Source organism: Pseudomonas sp. MWU12-2020 (assembly GCF_023100605.1).
GTDB lineage: Bacteria > Pseudomonadota > Gammaproteobacteria > Pseudomonadales > Pseudomonadaceae > Aquipseudomonas > Aquipseudomonas fluorescens_H.
The window spans coordinates 395935-414471 of record NZ_JALMEX010000002.1; the positions used below are offsets into that span (position 1 = coordinate 395935).

The 18537-nt window shown below is 60.8% G+C and carries 10 protein-coding genes; 3 read left to right on the forward strand and 7 right to left on the reverse strand.

Annotated elements, in window-relative coordinates; genetic code table 11:
• Nucleotides 1–174 precede the first annotated feature (174 nt).
• The 3 genes from M0814_RS05920 to M0814_RS05930 all read left to right on the forward strand — a co-directional run bounded on the left by M0814_RS05920 (nt 175) and on the right by M0814_RS05930 (nt 6290).
• A complete protein-coding gene (locus tag M0814_RS05920) occupies nt 175–825 on the forward strand; it encodes a GNAT family N-acetyltransferase (protein WP_103485356.1) in 651 nt (216 codons plus the stop codon).
• A gap of 66 nt (nt 826–891) precedes the next feature.
• Nucleotides 892–2619, forward strand: coding sequence for an autotransporter assembly complex family protein (locus tag M0814_RS05925; protein ID WP_103485355.1), 1728 nt, complete (start codon nt 892–894; stop codon nt 2617–2619).
• The gene (locus M0814_RS05930; RefSeq protein WP_103485354.1) at nt 2616–6290 is read left to right on the forward strand and encodes a translocation/assembly module TamB domain-containing protein; all 3675 of its coding nucleotides are present in this window, start codon (nt 2616–2618) and stop codon (nt 6288–6290) included. Before M0814_RS05925 ends, M0814_RS05930 begins: the two co-directional genes overlap by 4 nt.
• Nucleotides 6291–6495: 205 nt before the next feature.
• Here the strand turns inward: M0814_RS05930 and M0814_RS05935 are convergent, their stop codons facing one another.
• The 7 genes from M0814_RS05935 to M0814_RS05965 form a co-directional block, all read right to left on the reverse strand.
• Complete coding sequence (locus tag M0814_RS05935; RefSeq protein WP_103485353.1) at nt 6496–8982, reverse strand: fimbria/pilus outer membrane usher protein; 2487 nt, start codon at nt 8980–8982, stop codon at nt 6496–6498.
• An 85-nt stretch (nt 8983–9067) separates the two neighbouring features.
• Nucleotides 9068–9817, reverse strand: coding sequence for a molecular chaperone (locus M0814_RS05940; RefSeq protein ID WP_103485352.1), 750 nt, complete (start codon nt 9815–9817; stop codon nt 9068–9070).
• A gap of 72 nt (nt 9818–9889) precedes the next feature.
• Entirely contained in the window at nt 9890–10486 is a 597-nt protein-coding gene (locus M0814_RS05945) for a fimbrial protein (protein WP_003223724.1), read from the reverse strand.
• A gap of 108 nt (nt 10487–10594) precedes the next feature.
• Complete coding sequence (locus M0814_RS05950) at nt 10595–11242, reverse strand: response regulator (protein ID WP_003223726.1); 648 nt, start codon at nt 11240–11242, stop codon at nt 10595–10597.
• Between the two features lie 21 nt (nt 11243–11263).
• Nucleotides 11264–14431 (reverse strand): hybrid sensor histidine kinase/response regulator, encoded by a 3168-nt coding sequence (locus M0814_RS05955; protein WP_103485351.1) that lies wholly within the window; start codon nt 14429–14431, stop codon nt 11264–11266.
• An 86-nt stretch (nt 14432–14517) separates the two neighbouring features.
• Entirely contained in the window at nt 14518–15705 is a 1188-nt protein-coding gene (locus tag M0814_RS05960) for an EAL domain-containing response regulator (RefSeq protein ID WP_103485350.1), read from the reverse strand.
• Complete coding sequence (locus tag M0814_RS05965) at nt 15692–18505, reverse strand: ATP-binding protein (RefSeq protein WP_103485349.1); 2814 nt, start codon at nt 18503–18505, stop codon at nt 15692–15694. Before M0814_RS05965 ends, M0814_RS05960 begins: the two co-directional genes overlap by 14 nt.
• Nucleotides 18506–18537: the final 32 nt, after the last annotated feature.

Genomic DNA, 18537 nt, shown 5'->3' on the forward strand with positions numbered 1-18537 from the left:
TCCCACAGGGGAATGCATTCCAAATGTGGGAGCGGGCTTGCTCGCGAAGGCGTCAGTTGAGTCGATGAAGAGTCTGGCTTGGTCTATACCTGTGGGGAACTGTGCCACCCGCAAAAGGTTCGTACCAACAAGAGCGCAGTCATTTGAGCCGCGCCCCGGGGGAGAATCACCGTCATGCCTGAAACCCAGACCGCCATCGCCGACATTCACATGCTCGACCGCGGTTACTCGCGCGAAGCCCGATCGCTGCTGTATCAGGCCTATCGCCACGAGCCGACTTTCGGCTATCTGTTCGAAGCCGAACGGCCGGGCTACGAGCAACGCGTGCGGGCCACGGTGCGTGAGTTGGTCAAACAGCATTTTCTACAGGATCTGCCGGCCATCGGCCTGCTGGTCAACGACCGTTTGATCGGCATCGCCCTGATCGCGCCGCCGCAGCGTCGTCTTGGGATTACCGAGAGTTGGGCGTGGCGCTTGCGCATGGTGCTCAGCACCGGTTTTCGCTGCACCCGGCGCTATCTGGAATATCACGATGCGGTGGCCGCCTGCGTGCCGAGCGATTCGGTGCACATGCTGCCGCTGCTGGGGATTCATCCGCAGTTTCAAGGCAAACACTTCGGCGAGCAGTTGCTCACGGCGGTGCACAACTGGTGCGCGGTGGATGAAACCTCGCAAGGCGTGGTGCTTGACACCGGCAACCCGCGCTATCTGGAATTCTACAAACGTCAGGGTTATGAGGAGATTGGCGAAGTTGCCGTCGGTCCGGTGCGCGAGCACGTGTTTTTCCACGCCAATCCGCAGGTGTTACAAACTGCAATGGCTTAGCGGTAGAACTTTTTCGGAAATTTCCTGTTCTATCACGCTCCCAAGCCCGTGATAGCATCCGCGCCTATGAAGTTTCCAGGAAGATTTACCAGTGGCGTGCTCATGCTGTTAACCAGCTGCGCGGCGCTGGCGCAAAGTGAATTGGACGTGCGGATCAAACCGTCCAACGACGAACTCAAGGCCAATATAGAAGGCTATATCGGCAGCCTCGGCGACCGTGACGAACAAGCCTTGCTGCGCTTCAGTCGCGGGGCCGAAGAGCAGGCGCGCAAAGCCGCGCAGGCCTTGGGTTATTACCAGCCGCAGATCGACAGTGACGTCAAGGGCGGTGAAAAACCGCGCCTGGTGCTGAACATCGATCCCGGTGAGCCGATTCGCCTGCGCAACGTCACCGTGCGCGTCGACGGGCCTGCCGCCTCCCTCAAATCCTTTCGTGTGCCGAGCAGCGACACGCTCAAGTCCGGCGCGGTGCTCAACCATGGGCGTTATGAAGACGCCAAACGCCTGATCCAGAACCAGGCCTCGCGCTTCGGTTTCTTCAGTGGCCATTTCACCAGTCAGAAACTCCTGGTCGACCCGCGAGCCGGGGTGGCCGACGTCGAATTGATCTACGAAAGCGGCCCGCGTTACGCGCTGGGCAAAGTCCATTTTGAAGGCGACACACCCTTCGACGAAGACCTGCTGCAACGCATGGTGCCGTTCAAGGCCGGCGACCCGTATGACTCCGAGCTGATCGCCGAACTCAATCGCGACCTGCAATCGAGCGGCTATTTCGAAGGTGTGCGCGTCGATGCTGCGCCGACAGCGGCGAAAAACGACGTGATCCCGGTCGACGTCAAACTCGACACGCGCAAGCCACGCACCATGGGCCTGGGCCTCGGTTACTCCACTGACGTCGGCCCGCGGATCAAGGCCAACTGGACCCGCCACTGGGTCAACCCGCAGGGCGACAGCTATGGCTGGGAAGCCGAGCTGTCGGCGCCACGGCAGAACGTCGGGCTGTTCTATGACATCCCGCTCGATCCACCGCTGACCGACAAACTGCGCTGGGCCGGTGGTTATCAATATGAAGACATCGACGGCTCGGACACCCTGAGCAAGCTGCTGACCTTCGGTCCCGAATGGCACAGCAAGTTGCCCAGCGGCTGGCAGCGGGTCATCTCGCTGAAATGGCAGCGTGAGGAATATCAGCTCGGTGATGACTCCGGTCTCAGTACCTTGTTGATGCCCGGTATCAGTTATTCGTACCTGAAAAGCGACAACCGCATCGACCCGCACAACGGCTATCGCCTGACCTTTGAAAGCAAAGTGGCGAAGGAAGGTCTCGGCTCTGACAACAATCTGCTGTATGGCACGGCGTTGATCAAAGGCCTGACCACCGTGTTCGACAACCACCGCTTCCTCGGGCGGGTGCAGGTCGGCGGCAGCGCCACCAACGGTTATAACTCGGTGCCACCGTCGTTGCGCTTCTTCGCCGGTGGCGACCAAAGCGTGCGCGGTTACGACTATCAAAGCCTGTCCCCGAAAAACTCTGAAGGCGACCGCATCGGTGGTCGCTACATGGTTGCCGGCAGTGTCGAGTATCAATATTCGATCGCCGAAAAATGGCGGGTCGCGACCTTCGTCGACCAGGGCAACTCCTTCAACAAACTCGAACTGCCGAACCTCAAGACCGGGGTCGGTATCGGTGTGCGCTGGGTCTCGCCGGTGGGGCCGATCCGCCTCGACCTGGCCCACGCGCTGGACGACGACGGCGGCATCCGGCTGCACTTTTCCATGGGGCCTGAGCTGTGAAGCGTGGTTTGAAAATTACCGCTCTGGCGCTGTTGGCGCTGGTGTTATTGATCGTACTGAGCATCAGCGCGGTACTCGGAACGCAGGCCGGCAGCCGTTGGGCGCTGGGCCTGGTGCCGGGTCTGAGCGTGGAGAATTTCCAGGGCCGTCTCGGCGGACAATGGAGCGCCGATCATCTGCTGTGGCAGCAGGACAGCAGTCGCGTCGAGCTGAACAAGGCAATCTTCGCCTGGTCACCGCTGTGCCTGACCCGCATGACTTTGTGCATCGAACAGCTCAAGGCGGATCAAGTGATCCTGCAATTCCCGCCGAGTGAAGAAACCACTGAAAGCGGCCCGATCAAACTGCCGGATCTGCAACTGCCGGTGGCCATCGAGCTGGGTGACGTGCAGGTCGGCAGCCTGCTGTTCAACGGCAGCGAGCAGCTCAAGGGCCTGCAACTGGCGGCGCACTGGACCGCCCAAGGTATGCAGATCGATAGCGTGAAACTGCAGCGCGAGGATCTGAGCCTGAACCTCTCCGGCCTGCTGCAACCGAGCGGCAACTGGCCGCTGAACATCACCGGTGACCTGACCCTGCCGTCTCCGGGCGCAGGCCCCTGGACACTGGCGTTGAAAGTCGACGGCGATCTGCTGAAAACCCTCAACCTGCATGCCGACAGCCGTGGCTACCTCGACGGCCAGTTGAGCGGCGAGCTGCAGCCGCTGGCAGAAAACCTCCCGGCCAGGGTGCGCATCACCTCCGAGGCATTCAAACCGAGCGCCGATCTGCCGGACACTCTGCAATTCAATCAACTGGTTTTGACCGGTGAAGGTGACCTGAAAAACGGTTACCAGTTGCTCGGCAACGCCACGCTGCCCGCCGAAAAAGGTCCCGTAGCGTTGCTGCTCAAAGGCAAGGTCGATGCCAGCGGCGCGCAGATCGCCGGCCTCGACCTCAGTGCCAACGACAAGCAAAGTCTCAAACTCACCGGCAGCGTTGACTGGAGCAAGGGCCTCAGCGCTCAGGCCAACATCAACTGGCAGGATTTTCCGTGGCACCGGTTGTATCCCGAGATTGACGAGCCGCAAGTCGCCTTGCGCACCTTCACTGGCGAAGTCTCCTACACCGATGGCCAATACCTCGGTAACTTCGCCGCCGACCTCGATGGCCCGGCGGGGGCGTTCAGCCTGAGCAGTCCGTTCAGTGGCAGCCTGAAACAGATCGCTTTGCCGCAACTGAAAATGCAGGCCGGTCAGGGCAAGGCTGAAGGGCATGTGAACGTGCAATTCGCCGACGGCATCGCCTGGGACACGGCGCTGGATCTTTCGGCGCTGAACCCGGCGTACTGGGTCGCGGAGTTGCCGGGCACCCTGGCCGGGCCGCTGCGCAGCAAAGGCGAAATGAAGAACGAACGCCTGAGCCTCACCGCCGACCTCGACCTCAAGGGCAAACTGCGCGGACAACCGGCGGTGCTGCAAGCCAAGGCTGACGGCGTCGGCGAACAGTGGAATCTCAACGCCCTGCAAATCCGCCTCGGCGACAACAGCATCAGCGGCAAGGGCAGCCTGCAACAGAAACTCACTGGCCAGATCGACATCAAGCTGACGCGTCTGGCCCAGCTCTGGCCGCAGTTGCGCGGGCAGATCAACGGTCAAGTCAATGTCGCCGGCACGCTCCAGGCGCCGCAAGGCAAGCTCGAGCTGCAAGGTTCGCAACTGGCGTTCCAGGACAATCGTCTGCAAAGCCTCAACCTCGACGCCACGCTCGACAGTGCGCAACGGGCGAAGATCGATCTCAAGGGCAGCCGCATTCAGGCCGGCGACACCAACCTCGGCGTGTTGACCGCCAGCGCGCAGGGCGACATCAAGAGCCAGAAACTCAACCTCGACCTGCTCGGGCCGAAGCTGAAACTGGCCCTCGGTCTGGACGGCAATCTGGACAACGGCAACTGGCGCGGTCGTTTGGCCAGCGGCGATATTCAGGTCGGCGGCCAGGACTGGAAACTGCAGAACCCGGCCAAACTGGAGCGTCTGGCTGACGGCAAGATCAACTTCGGCGCGCATTGCTGGATGTCCGGCAACGCCAGCCTGTGCGGTGAAGACCAGCGGCTGCTGCCCGAGCCGAAACTGCGTTACCACCTCAAGCAGTTCCCGATCGAAAGCCTCGCACAATGGTTGCCGAAGGACTTCGCCTGGCAGGGCAAGCTCAACGCCGATCTGCAACTGGACTTGCCGGCCAGCGGCCCGAACGGTGTGGTCAGCGTCGACGCCAGCGGCGGCACTTTGCGCATGAAGGAAAAGGATCAGTGGCTGGACTTTCCGTACCAGACCCTGAAGCTCACCAGCAAACTCACACCGAAGCGGATCGACACCGATCTCAATTTCGTCGGCGGCAAGCTCGGTGAATTGATGGTGCAGGCGCAGCTCAATCCGCTGCCGAAAAACAAGCCGTTGAACGGCTCGTTCCGGCTCTCCGGCCTGGACCTGTCGGTGGCGCGGCCGTTTGTACCGATGGTCGAGAAACTCACCGGGCGCCTGAACGGCAGCGGCACGATTTCCGGCGGGCTGCTGGCGCCGCTGGTCAACGGCACGGTGAAACTCAGCGACGGCGAAGTCTCCGGCGCCGAGCTGCCGATGGAACTCAAAGACCTGCAACTGCAAGCAGTGATTGCCGGCGAGTCCGTGCGTCTGGACGGTGGCTGGAAAAGTGGCAAGACCGGGCAGGGCAGTCTGAACGGTAATGTCGCCTGGGGTCAGGCGCTGATGGTCGATGTGGCGCTCAAGGGCACGCAATTGCCGGTCACCGTCGAGCCGTATGCCAAGCTGGAAGTGGCGCCGGATCTGAAAATCTCCATGGCCGGCGACGAGCTGAAGATTGCCGGCAAAGTGCTGGTACCCAGAGGCGAAATCACCGTCCGCGAACTGCCGCCCTCCACGGTTAAAGTCTCCGATGACACGATCATCGTCGGCGCGCAGACCGAGGAGGGTAAACCGCCGATGGCCATGAAGATGGACATCGACGTGGTGGTCGGTGACGACAAACTCAGCTTCGCCGGATTCGGCCTGACCGCCAACCTGCAAGGTCATGTGCACATCGGCGACAACATGGACACCCGTGGCGAGCTGTGGCTCAACGACGGCAAATACCGCGCCTACGGCCAGCGCCTGACGGTTCGGCGTGCACGGCTGTTGTTCGCTGGTCCCATCGACCAGCCGTATCTGGACATCGAAGCGATCCGCCAGACCGACGACGTGATCGCCGGTATTCGTCTGAGCGGCAGCGCCGAGCAGCCGACCACGCAAATCTTCTCCGAGCCGGCCATGAGCCAGGAGCAGGCGCTGTCGTATCTGGTGCTCGGTCGTCCGTTGAGCAGCAACGGCGAGGACAACAACATGCTCGCCCAGGCAGCACTTGGCCTCGGCTTGATGGGCAGTTCCGGGGTCACCAGCAGTCTGGCCAAAGACTTGGGGATTCAGGACTTCCAACTCGACACCCAAGGCAGCGGCAACACCACCAGCGTGGTCGCCAGCGGCAATATCTCCGAGAAACTCAGCCTGCGTTATGGCGTTGGCGTGTTCGAACCGGCCAACACCATTGCGCTGCGTTACAAGCTGAGCAAGAAGGTTTATCTCGAAGCCGCCAGCGGTGTCGCCAGTTCGCTGGATATTTTCTATAAGCGCGATTTCTAGATTGCACCTGTTTATTCGAATCGAGGCGCGGCCTGCGCGAGCAGGCTCGCTCCCACATTCGATCTGTGCCAGGCATGGATTTGTCTTCGCTCGATATCCCCTGTGGGAGCGAGCCTGCTCGCGAAGGCGTCTTCTCATTCATCGATGATGCTGAGGCTGACGAACGCTTCGCGAGCAGGCTCGCTCCTGATTTGAACTGTTGGGATTACTGGGGCGGGCGGCACACCAGCGCCACCCGCTCATAGTTCAGCGCCTTGTTGCGTTCCGGCAACGCATAAGGCGCTTCGCACTGCTGCCCCTGCCAATTGATGGTCAGGGTGCCGGTGTCGGCCTCCATGAGCGCCAGTGCCTTGCCGCCAGGGTCGGAGATCGCCAGTTGCTTGCCAGCGCTGTCCTCCAGCGATGCGCCAAACGGGATCGGTTTGTGCTGCGCGTCGAACAAGGCGAACTGCACGCGGCGTCCGGTCTTGCTGGCGTAACGCGCCAGTACCACGGCACCGCGGCGTGGCACCACTTGTCGGGTCGCATTGTCGATCTCGACGTCGCCGCCCAGATCGCGAGTGTCTAGGTTGATCCAGTTCACGCGATAGGGCTGGGCGTTGGGCACCACGGCGAAACCGTTGCTGCCGGTCTTGGCCCCGGAGAAACTGCCGATTTTTACCCCTTGCACACCTTCGACCTGCGCCAGCGCGAACGTCTCGCCAACGGTTTGCCCCAGGTTGATCCCGCCGGCATGGCCGACGATCGAACCTGCCAGGTTCAGGTTCTGCGAGTTGTAACCGCGGCCCTGACTGTAGCCGGCACTGATATCCATCACCGAGGTGCGGGTGCTCAGGTTGACCGAGCCGGAGCTGCCGCCGGTGCTGCTGTTGCCGGCTTGTACCGAGTAATAGGTGCCGCTGTCTTCTGACAGATAGCCGTTGATACCCATTTGCGTGGTGTCGCTGGATTTCTGCGTGCTGGCCGAGACAAACGCCCGCGGTGCACGAGGTTTGGAACCCAGTGGGAACGACACCGACAGGTTGACCAGCGTGTCATTGTTCGCCGTCCCGTAATTGCCGACATCCTTGGTATACGTCGCGCCGAGGTTGTAACTCACATCCCCCCAATAGTTGCTGTAACCGGCAGACAGGCTTTGCGAACCGCCGCGTCCCCAATAACGCTGGTCGCTGGCGTTCACGTAGACGCTGCCATATTCCTGGTTGCGCCCCAGGCTCTGGTTGACGGTCAGGTCGGTACGGGTTTTCGAGTTGCCGGTACGTTGCTGACCATCGCGGCTCAACTCCTCGACGTGCTCGGTAAGGGTGCGATAGCCCTCGGTAGAGTAGCGGTAGGCCGCCAATGTGAAGTTGGTGTCGGTGCCGGTGAACGTCTTCGCATACAAAGCGCGCAAGCTGTTGCCGGTGACCGTTTCGCCGAAGGTGTTACTCATGGAGTGGGTCAAGTCCAGTGAGATCGCACCGATGGCGGTATTGCGACCCGCTCCGACGGACAACGCCTTGAAGTCGTCCGTGGCTTGCATGCCGATGATCCCGGACAAGTTGCTGCTGATGCCATACGCCAGTGTGCTGCTGAAAAACTGCGGGGTCTTTTGATCCTCGCTGTTGCTGTTGTACTGGCCGGCCGAGACGCTGTACTTCAACTGGCCCTGACGCACCATGATCGGCAGGCTGGAAAACGCTTGCACGGTCACCCGGCGCCGACCATCGGCTTCGATAATCGTCACTTCCAGGTCGCCGTTGGAGCCGCTGGGATAGATATCACTGATCTCGAACGGACCCGGCGGCACGTTGGCCGAGTAGAGAATGTAGTTGTTCTGGCGAATCTCCACGGTGGCGCTGGACTGCGCAATGCCGCGAATGACCGGCGCATAACCGCGCTCGCTGTCGGCACGCATGCCGTCGTCGGACGCCAGTTTCAGGCCGCGGTAGCGCACGCTGTCAAACAGGTCGGCATCGGAGAAAATATCCCCGGCGCTGAACTGGCCTTTCAGGGTGGTCACGTCATGTTGCAGGTAACTGCGGTTGCTTTTGAACGTGCTGGGGCGACCAGTGCCGCTGCTGAAGTTCGACTCGTTGCGCAAGCGCCAGGCACCAAGGTTGATGCCGTTGCGCAGGCCGACGTTGTTGGACAGGGTGTTGTCAGCCTGAGTGCTGTTGCGGCTGCTGCTCAACTGATAATTGATGAACGCGGCGGGTACGCCTTCGTCCCACAGCGCCGGGTCGACGTAACCCCGTCGGCCACGCTCCATGGCGCTTTGCGGGACACTGACCAGCAGGCGCAGGCGCGGCACGTCGTAACGCACGCTGGCGTGATCGATCAGGGCGGGCAAGTTGATGCAGGCGTCGGGGTCATCACCGGCCAGTTTGCCGCTGGCTTGCAGTTTGCCGATGTCGACCCCCAGTTGCTGCACCATCTCCAGGGTCAGACAGGCCTCGACCTTGCCCGTACCGGGGTGGCGCCGGAAGTCGATATCGCGCCGGCCGACCAGCGTCTCGTTGCCGTAGAGGTCGACCCGGTAATTGCCGGGCAGCACGCGACTGCTGGCGAGCAGTGATCGCAGGTCGACAGAGGAGGGGGCGCCTTGCAGAAACGATGTATTGAATTGTTCTTCATCATCGGCCAGGCAGGTGCAACTGAACACCAGGGCAATCGAAAATGGTGCCAATCCGTCGCGCTTGAGTAAAAACATGCAGGAACCCTATATCACCTCCGATACGAACTAACGGAGCGAAGAGAAATACAGTGAAAGTGCTGCTGTAACAGCGGCACGAAAGTTATGGCGCTTCTTTATTCAAGCTGGCTCGAGTGTCGGCACTGCTGGAAAGTTGCGCGCTATAACGATCTTGTGCGCCGTAGTCATTAATGCTGTTGAATAACAGGCGCACTGTATTGGCGTTGTGAAGTTGTTTGAGACTGAACTCTTTTTGTTCGCCGGGCGCGATCATCATCGAATCAAAGGGATGTTCGTTGATTGCGCCGGATTGCAGAGTGATATCGGCAATCGACACGTGATACTGGCCTGGATTGTTCACCACCAACAAGTTCTTGCCGGCGCGTTGGGTCAGGCGCCAGGTCAGTTCGCTCGGTGCCAGATAGGCGTTGTTTTTCAATGCCGGCGGGCGGAAGAACACCTTGATGCGCTGGCGCACGGCCAACTGCAAAGTGTTGGCGGATTTCGCCGACTGGGGGATTTCCTGCACGTTGAGCCAGACCACCGACTCGCGGTCGGTCGGCATGCCCGCGCCTTCGTAGATCACCCGCAAGATCTGCTGTTCGTCGCCGCTGACGCGTACCAGTGGCGGGGTGACGGCAAACGGTACGGCGGCGGTTTCGCTGGAATCGGTGTCGATCCATGACTGAATCAATACATCTGCACCGCTGTTACGCACGGTGATTCCGGCTTCCTTGTGCTGGCCGTCGAAGACCAGACGGGTGCTGCTCAAGGAAATGCCGGCCATGGCCTGATTGGCCACGAGCAGGCCCAAAAGGCCCGCGCAAAAGGACAATGAGTGACGATAAAACATAAGGGGTACCGCGCAGTTGAATGAGGGTGCGGGGCCGGACGGCCCCGCACCAGGCTTGATTGCTCGCGCGGGTTATTCGTATTGCAGCGTGAACGGCAGGGTGGCGTCACCACGACCGGCAACGGCGGTTGCCACGTCGCCAGTGGTGACATAGGCGGCCGAGAATTTCAGCGTGGCGTTGCTGTCTTGCAGGGTGTTTTCGATCTTCGCGGTGGACGGCGAACTCAGGTCGATCAACGCGCCGTTGGAGTCGAGCAAGGCGATACCGATGTTCTTCGCAGCGCCCAGACCGTCGATCAGCTTCAGCACTTTGGTCCCGGCAACGATGCCCGAACCTGCGCCCTTGGTCGGTTCGAAGATCATCGCAACCTTGGTCCCGGCGTTGCAGTTGATCTTCATGTCGAAGTTCTCGACGCTCAAAGTGCCGTTGCCTTTAGGTGCAGTGGCGGTGCCCATGTCCTTGATCGATACTTCGCCCATGTCGACAGAAATGGTTTTGTTCTTGCCGGCGCCTTCAACCGAGCAGGCATCGTTGTTGATGGTGCCGGTGAAGTTGATGGTGCCGCTGCCAGCCTTGGTCGGGGTTGGGGCAGGTGGATCTTCTGCCAGAGCGTTGCCGGCAGCGGCGATGATCGAAAGGGCGAGAAGTGCGCGAGTCAGCTTTTTCATGTTGTTTCCAATGGTTGGGATTAAAACAACAACACGATATAACGCGCACTTTTGCCGGGACATCAGACGATTCCTAGAAGTCGTCTTTAACTGGGGTGTGATTACCAGTTAGTTGAACAAGTCGCGCTCTATGCAATAAGTCAGCAAGTCCTGATCACTGCTGACTTCAAGTTTGCGCATGGCCGATATCTTTTGAGTGCTGATGGTCTTGGCACTTCTGTTCAAACTTCGGGCAATCTCGCTGACGCCCATTCCCGAAACGAACAAACGCAATATTTCATGTTCCTTGGGTGACAAGCGGGTAAAGCGCTCGTCGAGGTCAGCATTGTCGACGAGCACCGAAGTCGGCGGCGGCCCGTTGCTGCGCACCGGATTACCCCGGGCGATGGCCTTGAGCGCCGTTTCGATTTCGATGTGCAACTGGTTTTTCTGAATGATCGCCAGCACCCCGAGTTCTTGCAGGCGCGTCAGGATCAGCGGGTTGGAAATCATCGTCAGCACCAGCACGCGGACGCAGGGAAAGTGCCGCGTCAGGTACTCCACCAGTTTCAGACCATCGCCGTAGGTCGAGTCGCCGGGCATGTTGAAATCGGTGATGACCAGATCCACCTGGCGGGTTTCCAGCAGGTTGATCAGTTCGCTGGAGCAAACGGCTTCGCCCACCACGCGAAAGCGTTGGTCACGCTCAACCAGCTCACGTACCCCCACCAGAACGATGGGATGGTCATCGGCAATGACAACGTTGAGGGTTTCCATGGGTGATTATCCAGAGTGAGATTATTCAAGGGTATCCAATAGATCGTTCAATTGAGCCAGATTCCGGCGGACTTCCAGGTCCAGGGCGCTGGTCACGGCCATGCCGTGCAAACGGCACTCCAGCTCGACAAAGGTTGTGGCCATGGCTTCGATCTGCACTGCACCCAAAGCGCCGGCCATGCTGTGCAGTTGCTGCGCCACGCGATGGGCGTCGGCGCTGTCCAGTGCTGTCAGGGTGGTGTGGATGTCCTGACGCAGGGTGGTGACAAACAGTTCGCGCATTTTCGGCGACAGCTGGATCGGCGCAACGACTGCCGCCGGCAAGGCGATTTTGCAGTGTTTTTCCAGATGCGTGCGCAAGGTGGCCAGGTTCAGCGGCTTGACCATCCAGGCGTTCATGCCGACAGCGGCGCAGCGCTGGCCTTCTTCGCGCAGGGCGTTGGCGGTGACGCCGATAATCGGCAGGGCCTGATCCAGTTGGCGCAACGCCGTGGCCAATTGGTAGCCGTTCATGACCGGCATGTTGACGTCGGTCAGCAGCAGATCAAAGCGCCCCGGTACCCATTGCGCCAGTGCCTGTTCGCCATTCGTCGCGACGACCACCGAGCAGCCCAGCACCTCCAGTTGCTCCTTGATGATGGCCGAGTTGATCACGTTGTCTTCCGCTACCAGCACATGCAGCTTCAATGGCCGGGGCTTGTCCGCCGCCGCAGGCCGACTTTCGCTGCTGGCGCCGTGTTGCGCCCGATAAATCGCCCAGGCGATCGCGCGCACATCATGGGCGTCGACTTCATGATCGATCCCGCGTAACTGCGCCGGATTGGGGCCGTCCGCTGTGGCGATGATTCTCGGCCCGGGCCACGCGCTGATGTTGGCCAAAGGTGCAAGCTCGACCAGCAGCGCTGATGTCGCAGGGGTGTCGGCCGTCAGCGTACGGCAGTCGAGGCCAAAACGGTTGAGCCAGGCGATCAGGTGTTGTGCCTGCTCAGTGACCTGTGCCCGCACGCAGACTGCGGGGGAACCGAGGCTGAATGCAGGGCAATCGGCAAGCTCGCCGGGCGCGTGTTCCAGCGCAAGTTGCAGGGTGAAACTGCTGCCGAGTCCGGGTTCGCTGACTACGTTCAACTGGCCTGCCATCAGCTCGCACAGCCATTTGCAAATGGCCAGACCCAGTCCGGCACCGGCCTGCTCGGTGGCGTCGTTGACCTGATAGAAGGGGTCGAACAGCTGCTGTTGTTGCGCTTGGGAAATCCCCACCCCGGAATCGCTGATCTGCCATTGCACGTTGGCTCGGCCATCGACGCTTTCCAGCAGCCGCACCCGCAGCACTACGCGCCCGTTATCAGTGAACTTGATGGCGTTGCTCAGCAGGTTGTTGAGGATCTGGCGAATCCGTATCGGGTCGCCGCGCAACCGATCCGGCAGCGTCGCGTCGATGCAGGCGTACAGTTGCAGGCCTTTGGAACGGGCGAAGGCGCTGTAGGTGCGTACGGTGTCTTCGGTCAGTTCCAGTGGGCAGAAATCCTGAAGTTCGAGGGTCATCTGTCCGGTTTCGATTTTCGACACATCCAGCACATCGCTGATCAGTTGGAACAAGGTGGCCGAGGAACGCTGGATGGTCTGCAGGTAATTCTGCTGCCGCGGGGCGAGCGCGGTCAGACCCAGCAGTTCCAGAGTGCCGAGTATGCCATACAGTGGCGTGCGGATTTCATGGCTCATGGTGGCGAGAAAGCGACTCTTGGCCCGATTCGCCGAGTCGGCGGCCTGACGCGCCTCTTCCAGTGCTGCCGCATCTTCAACATGCCGGGTCACGTCGTGCAGCGCACACAACCAGGCGTCTTGACCCTGATAGCGGGTGGGCACGAAGGCAACGTGCAGGTAGCGTCCGTTGAGTTCAAGGTCAGCGTGGCCGGGGGCGGTGCGCGAGGAGAGCAAACTCATCAACTGGCCGTTGTCATGCCACTGCTGCGCGCGCTGATTTTCCAGCAGCACATGGTGATCGCTGCGGCGAATCACGCACAGGCCGGTTGGTGCTGTGTCGATCACCGCGCGGCTGAACGCCTCGCTTTCGGCGATGCTGGCGTGCGCACTTTGCGCGGGCAGGATGACCCGGGTCTGGTACCAGCGATTGACCGCTCTACTGCAACCAAGCACCGCCAACACCAGCGCCAGCAGACACAGCAACGGCCACAGCGCGTAATCAAGGAAGCTGCGCACACTGATGAAGTAGATTGCCGTCCAGTGTTGTTCGCCGGGGCTGCTCAGTTTAAACACCAGGCCGTCACGCTTGAAGTTCACCCCTTCATCCAGCACCTCGCCGGGTTTCAGGGCGCCGGTCAAGACCACACCACGCGGGGTGATCAAGGTGAAGTCGTCGTAGATCGACCACTGCATCAGCCGCTCGATGTTATTGACCTGAGACAGGTTCATCAGCGAACCCAGTACCACCCAGGTATCGGCACCTTCGACGGTCAGCGCAGTGCTGGCCAGGTTGATACTCACGTAGGCCAGCAGGGTTGGCGTGCTCTTGTCATCCTCGGCAGAGACATAGGGTTCCCAGTGCACCTGAAGATCGGGCAGCGGCGAATTTTGCCCGCGCAGGCGCTGGTTCACCTGGGTCATTACGTCGACCAAATGACCGATCTGCGTCTGTCCCTTACCGCGCAAGCGCCCGGCAGAGGGTACGGCGACATCAAAATTATCGGGACCATTGATCAGCACGACGTGGGGCGACTGATAGTGCGACGCTGACCAGAACGCGCTGTAGTAAGCGGCCAGGTGGGTGCCGAGTGCGAAGATTTTCGGGTATTGGCTGGGCGCGATCCTGTCCGGATTGATCTTCAGGCTGTAGGGCAGCGAAAACGGCAGGCCACGGCCCTCATAGATGCCCGGCCCTTCATCGGGCAAGGGCTTTTGGGAGTAGGGCGGCAATACGGCATTGGTGATCCGCTCGCCCTTGGCACTTTCCCGGGCGATATCCTGCAGGAACAGTTCCTGTTCGCGGACATTCTCCATCAGTCGGGCAAAGTGAAACTGCACGGTATCGTGTCGCTCTTCGACCATGCGCTTGACCCCCACGTAGCTGATACCCAGTAACAGCAACACCAAGGCGCCGAGCACCAGCAGGCTTTTATTCAGGCGCGATGAACTGCTGGCGAGCTTCTCCAGGAATGCATTGGGATGTGGCATCAGTGGGCCCGGGCAGCAGAGATGAGAGAGCCTTTGAACACAGTGACCTCGATAGCAAGTGACAGTCGTCAACACCCGCTTGCGGGTCAGTACGCGTTCGCCGGCCCGTCATGGGTCAGCAACTGCTGGAATTGATCCGAAGACACGGCATGGGAGATCAGGAAACCCTGAACCTGAGTGCAGTCGATTTTACGCAACAGAGCAAGTTCTTGCGCGGTCTCGACACCTTCGGCCACTACCGTCAGACCCAACTGCCGTCCCAGGCTGACAATACTGGTGAGGGCCTGGGCCAGCTCTTCGTTGGCGTTGCAGCCATGTACCAGCGTGCGGTCGATCTTCAATTCAGTGAACGGCGCCGAGACCAGATTCATGTACGAGCTGTAACCCTTGCCGAAATCAACCTGTGACAGATCGAACCCCTTGATCCGCAAGCGGCAGGCACCGGCATAGAAGTTGCTGATGTCGTCGGGCACCGAGCACTCCATCAGCTCAAAACAGATCCGTGCCGGCAAGCCTTGATGGGCCAGCACGAACGCGTGAATACGGTCGGGCAGGTCGTGGTTGTTGAGCAGGTGCGTCGGCAGGTTGATCGAGACCGGAATGTCATAGCCCTGCTGGCGCCAGCCGACTTGAGCGGCAATCGCTTGTTCCAGCACTTTCCACAGCAGCTGTTCTTCAAGGCCACAGGCGGCCAGCACCGGCAGGAACTCGCCGGGCAGCAGCGTGCCCTGTTCGGGATGAATCCAGCGCACCAGGGCTTCGGCGGCGACGATGCGGCCATTGTTCAGGGCTTTCTTGGGCTGGAACCAGGCTTGCAGTTCACCGTTGTCCAGCGCGTGCAGAATACGCTCGCGCCCGACGCCTTCGCGGGTCTCGGCCGGAACCATCTGGCGCAGTGCCTGCAATTGATTGATCAGGCAGCGCAGGGCGGCGGTGGTCACCGGTTTGGAAATCAGCCCGATCACTTTCACCTGCAGATTGCTCGCCACCAGACTGGCGCCCATCAACATCCGTCGCGAGGCCGCGCTCATGATCGCCAGTGCGGGGCGCGAACGTTGTGCGGCGAGGCCCTGAATGAGCTGCACGCCGTCCATGCCCGGCATCAGCAAGTCGGTGAGTATCAGGTCGAAGTCCCGCTGTTTCAGGCAGGCCAGTGCGGCTTCGCCGTCCCGGACGCCGACCACGTCAAAGTTGCCCAACTCGTTGAACAGATTCTGCAAATAACGGTGCTGGAAAGGGTGGTCTTCGACTATCAAAATGCTACAGGGCTTCATGAGCAACTCGTTCATAAGGAGCCAGGGCCGCGAGCAAGGCTCGCAGCGTAAAAGGTTTGACCAGACAGTGATTCATGCCGGCCGCCAGACACAGGGCATCTTCTCCGCGCAGGGCGTTGGCGGTGGCGCCGATGATCGGGGTGACACAGCCCGCGCGGCGCAGGGCTGCGGTCAGTTCGTAGCCGTTGAGGCGCGGCATGTTGACGTCGGTGAGGACAATGTCGAACTCACTGCCGCGCCAGAGTGACAAGGCCTCTTCGCCATCGCTGGCCAGCGCCACCGTGCAGCCCAGTTCTTCGAGCTGGTCGCGCAGGATCAGTTGGTTTATGGCGTTGTCTTCGGCTACCAGAATGTGCAGACGCAATGGACGCAGCCTATGCGGTTCGTGTTGCTCAGGGAGGGGGGCGATCTGGCCGCCCTGAGCCTGGCGAACGGCGCGCTGGATCGCCGCCAGATCATTCAGATTGACCTTCCAGCCATCAGCGCCGAACTGCGGCTCGTGGGCTCCGTCGCCGCTGGCCAATACTCGCGGGCCGGGCCATGCCTGGCTCGGGCGCAGATCGGAGGGCGTGGGATACAGCTCAAGCAGCACGACGCTGCAGTCGGGTTCCGTGCAATCGGGTGTGCCTATCTGCGGACGGGCGCCCCAGCGGCGCAACCAGCCGCAGAGACTTTCGGCCAGTTCGCGCACAGGCGAAACCACGTAAACGAGGTCCGGCGCCAATGCCGGTACGACGGCCGGTGAGGTCTTGTTTGAGGTTTGCTCCAGCGGCACGCTCAAGGCAAAACTGCTGCCCAGCCCCGGCTCGCTGACCATGCGCAGGGTGCCGTTCATCAAGTGCGTCAGCCGCTGACAGATGGGCAAGCCCAGGCCAGTGCCGGCCACCACGTTGGTGTTGCCTTCAGTCTGGTAGAACGGTTCGAAAATGAACGCCTGATCGTCATGGGCGATGCCTTTGCCGGTGTCCGAGACCTGCCATTGCAGGCACACCCGTTCGCCTTCGCGACCGAGCAGTTTGACCCGCAGCACCACGCGCCCGGAATCGGTGAACTTGACCGCGTTGCTCAGCAGATTGTTGAGAATTTGCCGCACGCGGCTGGCATCGCCGATCAACCGCTCCGGCGTTTGCGGATCGAGGCAGGCGTACAGTTGCAGGCCTTTGCTCTGCGCCGCCGCCGCGTAGCCTTGCACGACTTCGTGCACCAGCGTCGTCGGGCGGAACTCGCTCAATTCCAGCGCCAGTTGCCCGGCCTCGATTTTCGACACATCAAGCACGTCGCAAATCAGTTGCAGCAGGGTGGCAGAGGAGCCTTCGATGGCTTGCAGGTAACTTTTCTGTTGGGTATCGAGTTGCGTACGGGCGAGCAATTCCAGGGTACCGAGCACGCCGTACAACGGTGTGCGGATTTCGTGGCTCATGGTCGCAAGAAACAGGGTCTTGGCCTCATTGGCGGCGTCGGCCGACTGGCGAGCCTGTTCCAGCGCCGCTTCGATTTGCCGGCGTGCACTGATGTCGCTGAAGGCACAGAGCAACACGTCTTCGCCTTTGTAGCGGGTCGGCGCGCAGCTCAGGTACAAGTGACGGCCATCGGCGGTCTCGAAGTAATCGGTCAGACCGGGTTCGTTGTCGTCAAACGCCGCGCGGATCCAGCCCGGTCCCAGTTGTTCGCCACGGCGGCCCAGCCATTGGCGGGCGAGGGTGTTTTCCAGCACCACTTGAGCGTCGGTGCGCCGCAGCACGCACAGCGCCACTGGCGCGGTCTGGATCACGTCGCGGCTGAACAGCTCGCTTTCCACCAACGCCTGGATCCGGTGGATCGCCGGGTTGATCACGCGGTGTTCCAGGCGTCGGGTCAGCAGGTACACCAGGCTGATGCTCAACAGGCAAAACAGCAGTGCGCCGAGCATTTGCGGCCACAGTGCCCATAGCACCTCGAGCAAATCGATGGAGTAAGTGAGCTGCCAATCCGATGATTTCAGTTGCTTGCGTAACACCAACTGTTCCGGCAGCCAGCCGTCACCGACAAAACCGAAAAAGTCCTGTTGCCGCAGCAGTGGCAGATACTGCCCCGGCGGCGGTTTTTGGCTGTTGCTGAACAGCGGCATGCCCTGCGAATTGAACATGGTGAACTCGCCGGCGCTGTGATCACTCAAGGCGCTGGAGACTTCGCGGTCGTCCATTTCCAGACCGAGCCAGCCGGAGTTGATGTCGCGTTCGTCCAGGCGAATGAAGATGTACAGCTGCGAGTGCCCGTCAGCGGCATGGGTCAGCCAGAGTTCCTTCAGGTTGGCGCTGTTGTGGTGTTTGAGGGTTTGCAGTCGCTCAAGTGTGGCTCGGGGGAAAGCACTGGTCACCGGCGTCGCGTTGTAAAGGCGCCATACTTGAGACTGGGGGCCGCTGCTGACATATACCAGGTTGAGTTGCCGAGCCTTGAGGTAGTCGCGCATGCGTCGGGTCAGCCAGATGCTCCATTGCTGCGCCGGCGCTTGACCGAGCAGCAGGCGGATCTCTTCATCGGAGACCGGCAGGTCCATGTTGGCCATGCGCGTGGCCGACAGGCTGAGGCTTTCCAGGAGTGCTTCCCGGGTGGTGAAAAAGGTATGCGCTTCGGCGATCGCGCTGCTCATGTAGCTGCGCCGCTGGGACACTTCATTATTGAAGGTAAACAACAGAAAGCTGTAGACGCCGCCGAGAATGCCCACCAGCAGCACCAGGGCAAAAATGCGCAATAGGCGCCGTGCCGCGTGGGGCGAGGACAGGATCGGGCTGATCTGGTGGAGGTAGTTCTTCAATCTCATCCCGGCACTCTAGGGACGGCCAGGTGCCGGGA

Bases quoted from the DNA above. Each gene is read 5' to 3' on its own strand.
- M0814_RS05920 (WP_103485356.1), top strand. From the start codon at position 175: ATGCCTGAAACCCAGACCGCCATCGCCGACATTCACATGCTCGACCGC.
- M0814_RS05925 (WP_103485355.1), top strand. From the start codon at position 892: ATGAAGTTTCCAGGAAGATTTACCAGTGGCGTGCTCATGCTGTTAACC.
- M0814_RS05935 (WP_103485353.1), bottom strand. From the start codon at position 8,982: ATGTTTTTACTCAAGCGCGACGGATTGGCACCATTTTCGATTGCCCTG.
- M0814_RS05940 (WP_103485352.1), bottom strand. From the start codon at position 9,817: ATGTTTTATCGTCACTCATTGTCCTTTTGCGCGGGCCTTTTGGGCCTG.
- M0814_RS05945 (WP_003223724.1), bottom strand. From the start codon at position 10,486: ATGAAAAAGCTGACTCGCGCACTTCTCGCCCTTTCGATCATCGCCGCT.
- M0814_RS05950 (WP_003223726.1), bottom strand. From the start codon at position 11,242: ATGGAAACCCTCAACGTTGTCATTGCCGATGACCATCCCATCGTTCTG.
- M0814_RS05955 (WP_103485351.1), bottom strand. From the start codon at position 14,431: ATGCCACATCCCAATGCATTCCTGGAGAAGCTCGCCAGCAGTTCATCG.
- M0814_RS05960 (WP_103485350.1), bottom strand. From the start codon at position 15,705: ATGAAGCCCTGTAGCATTTTGATAGTCGAAGACCACCCTTTCCAGCAC.
- M0814_RS05965 (WP_103485349.1), bottom strand. From the start codon at position 18,505: ATGAGATTGAAGAACTACCTCCACCAGATCAGCCCGATCCTGTCCTCG.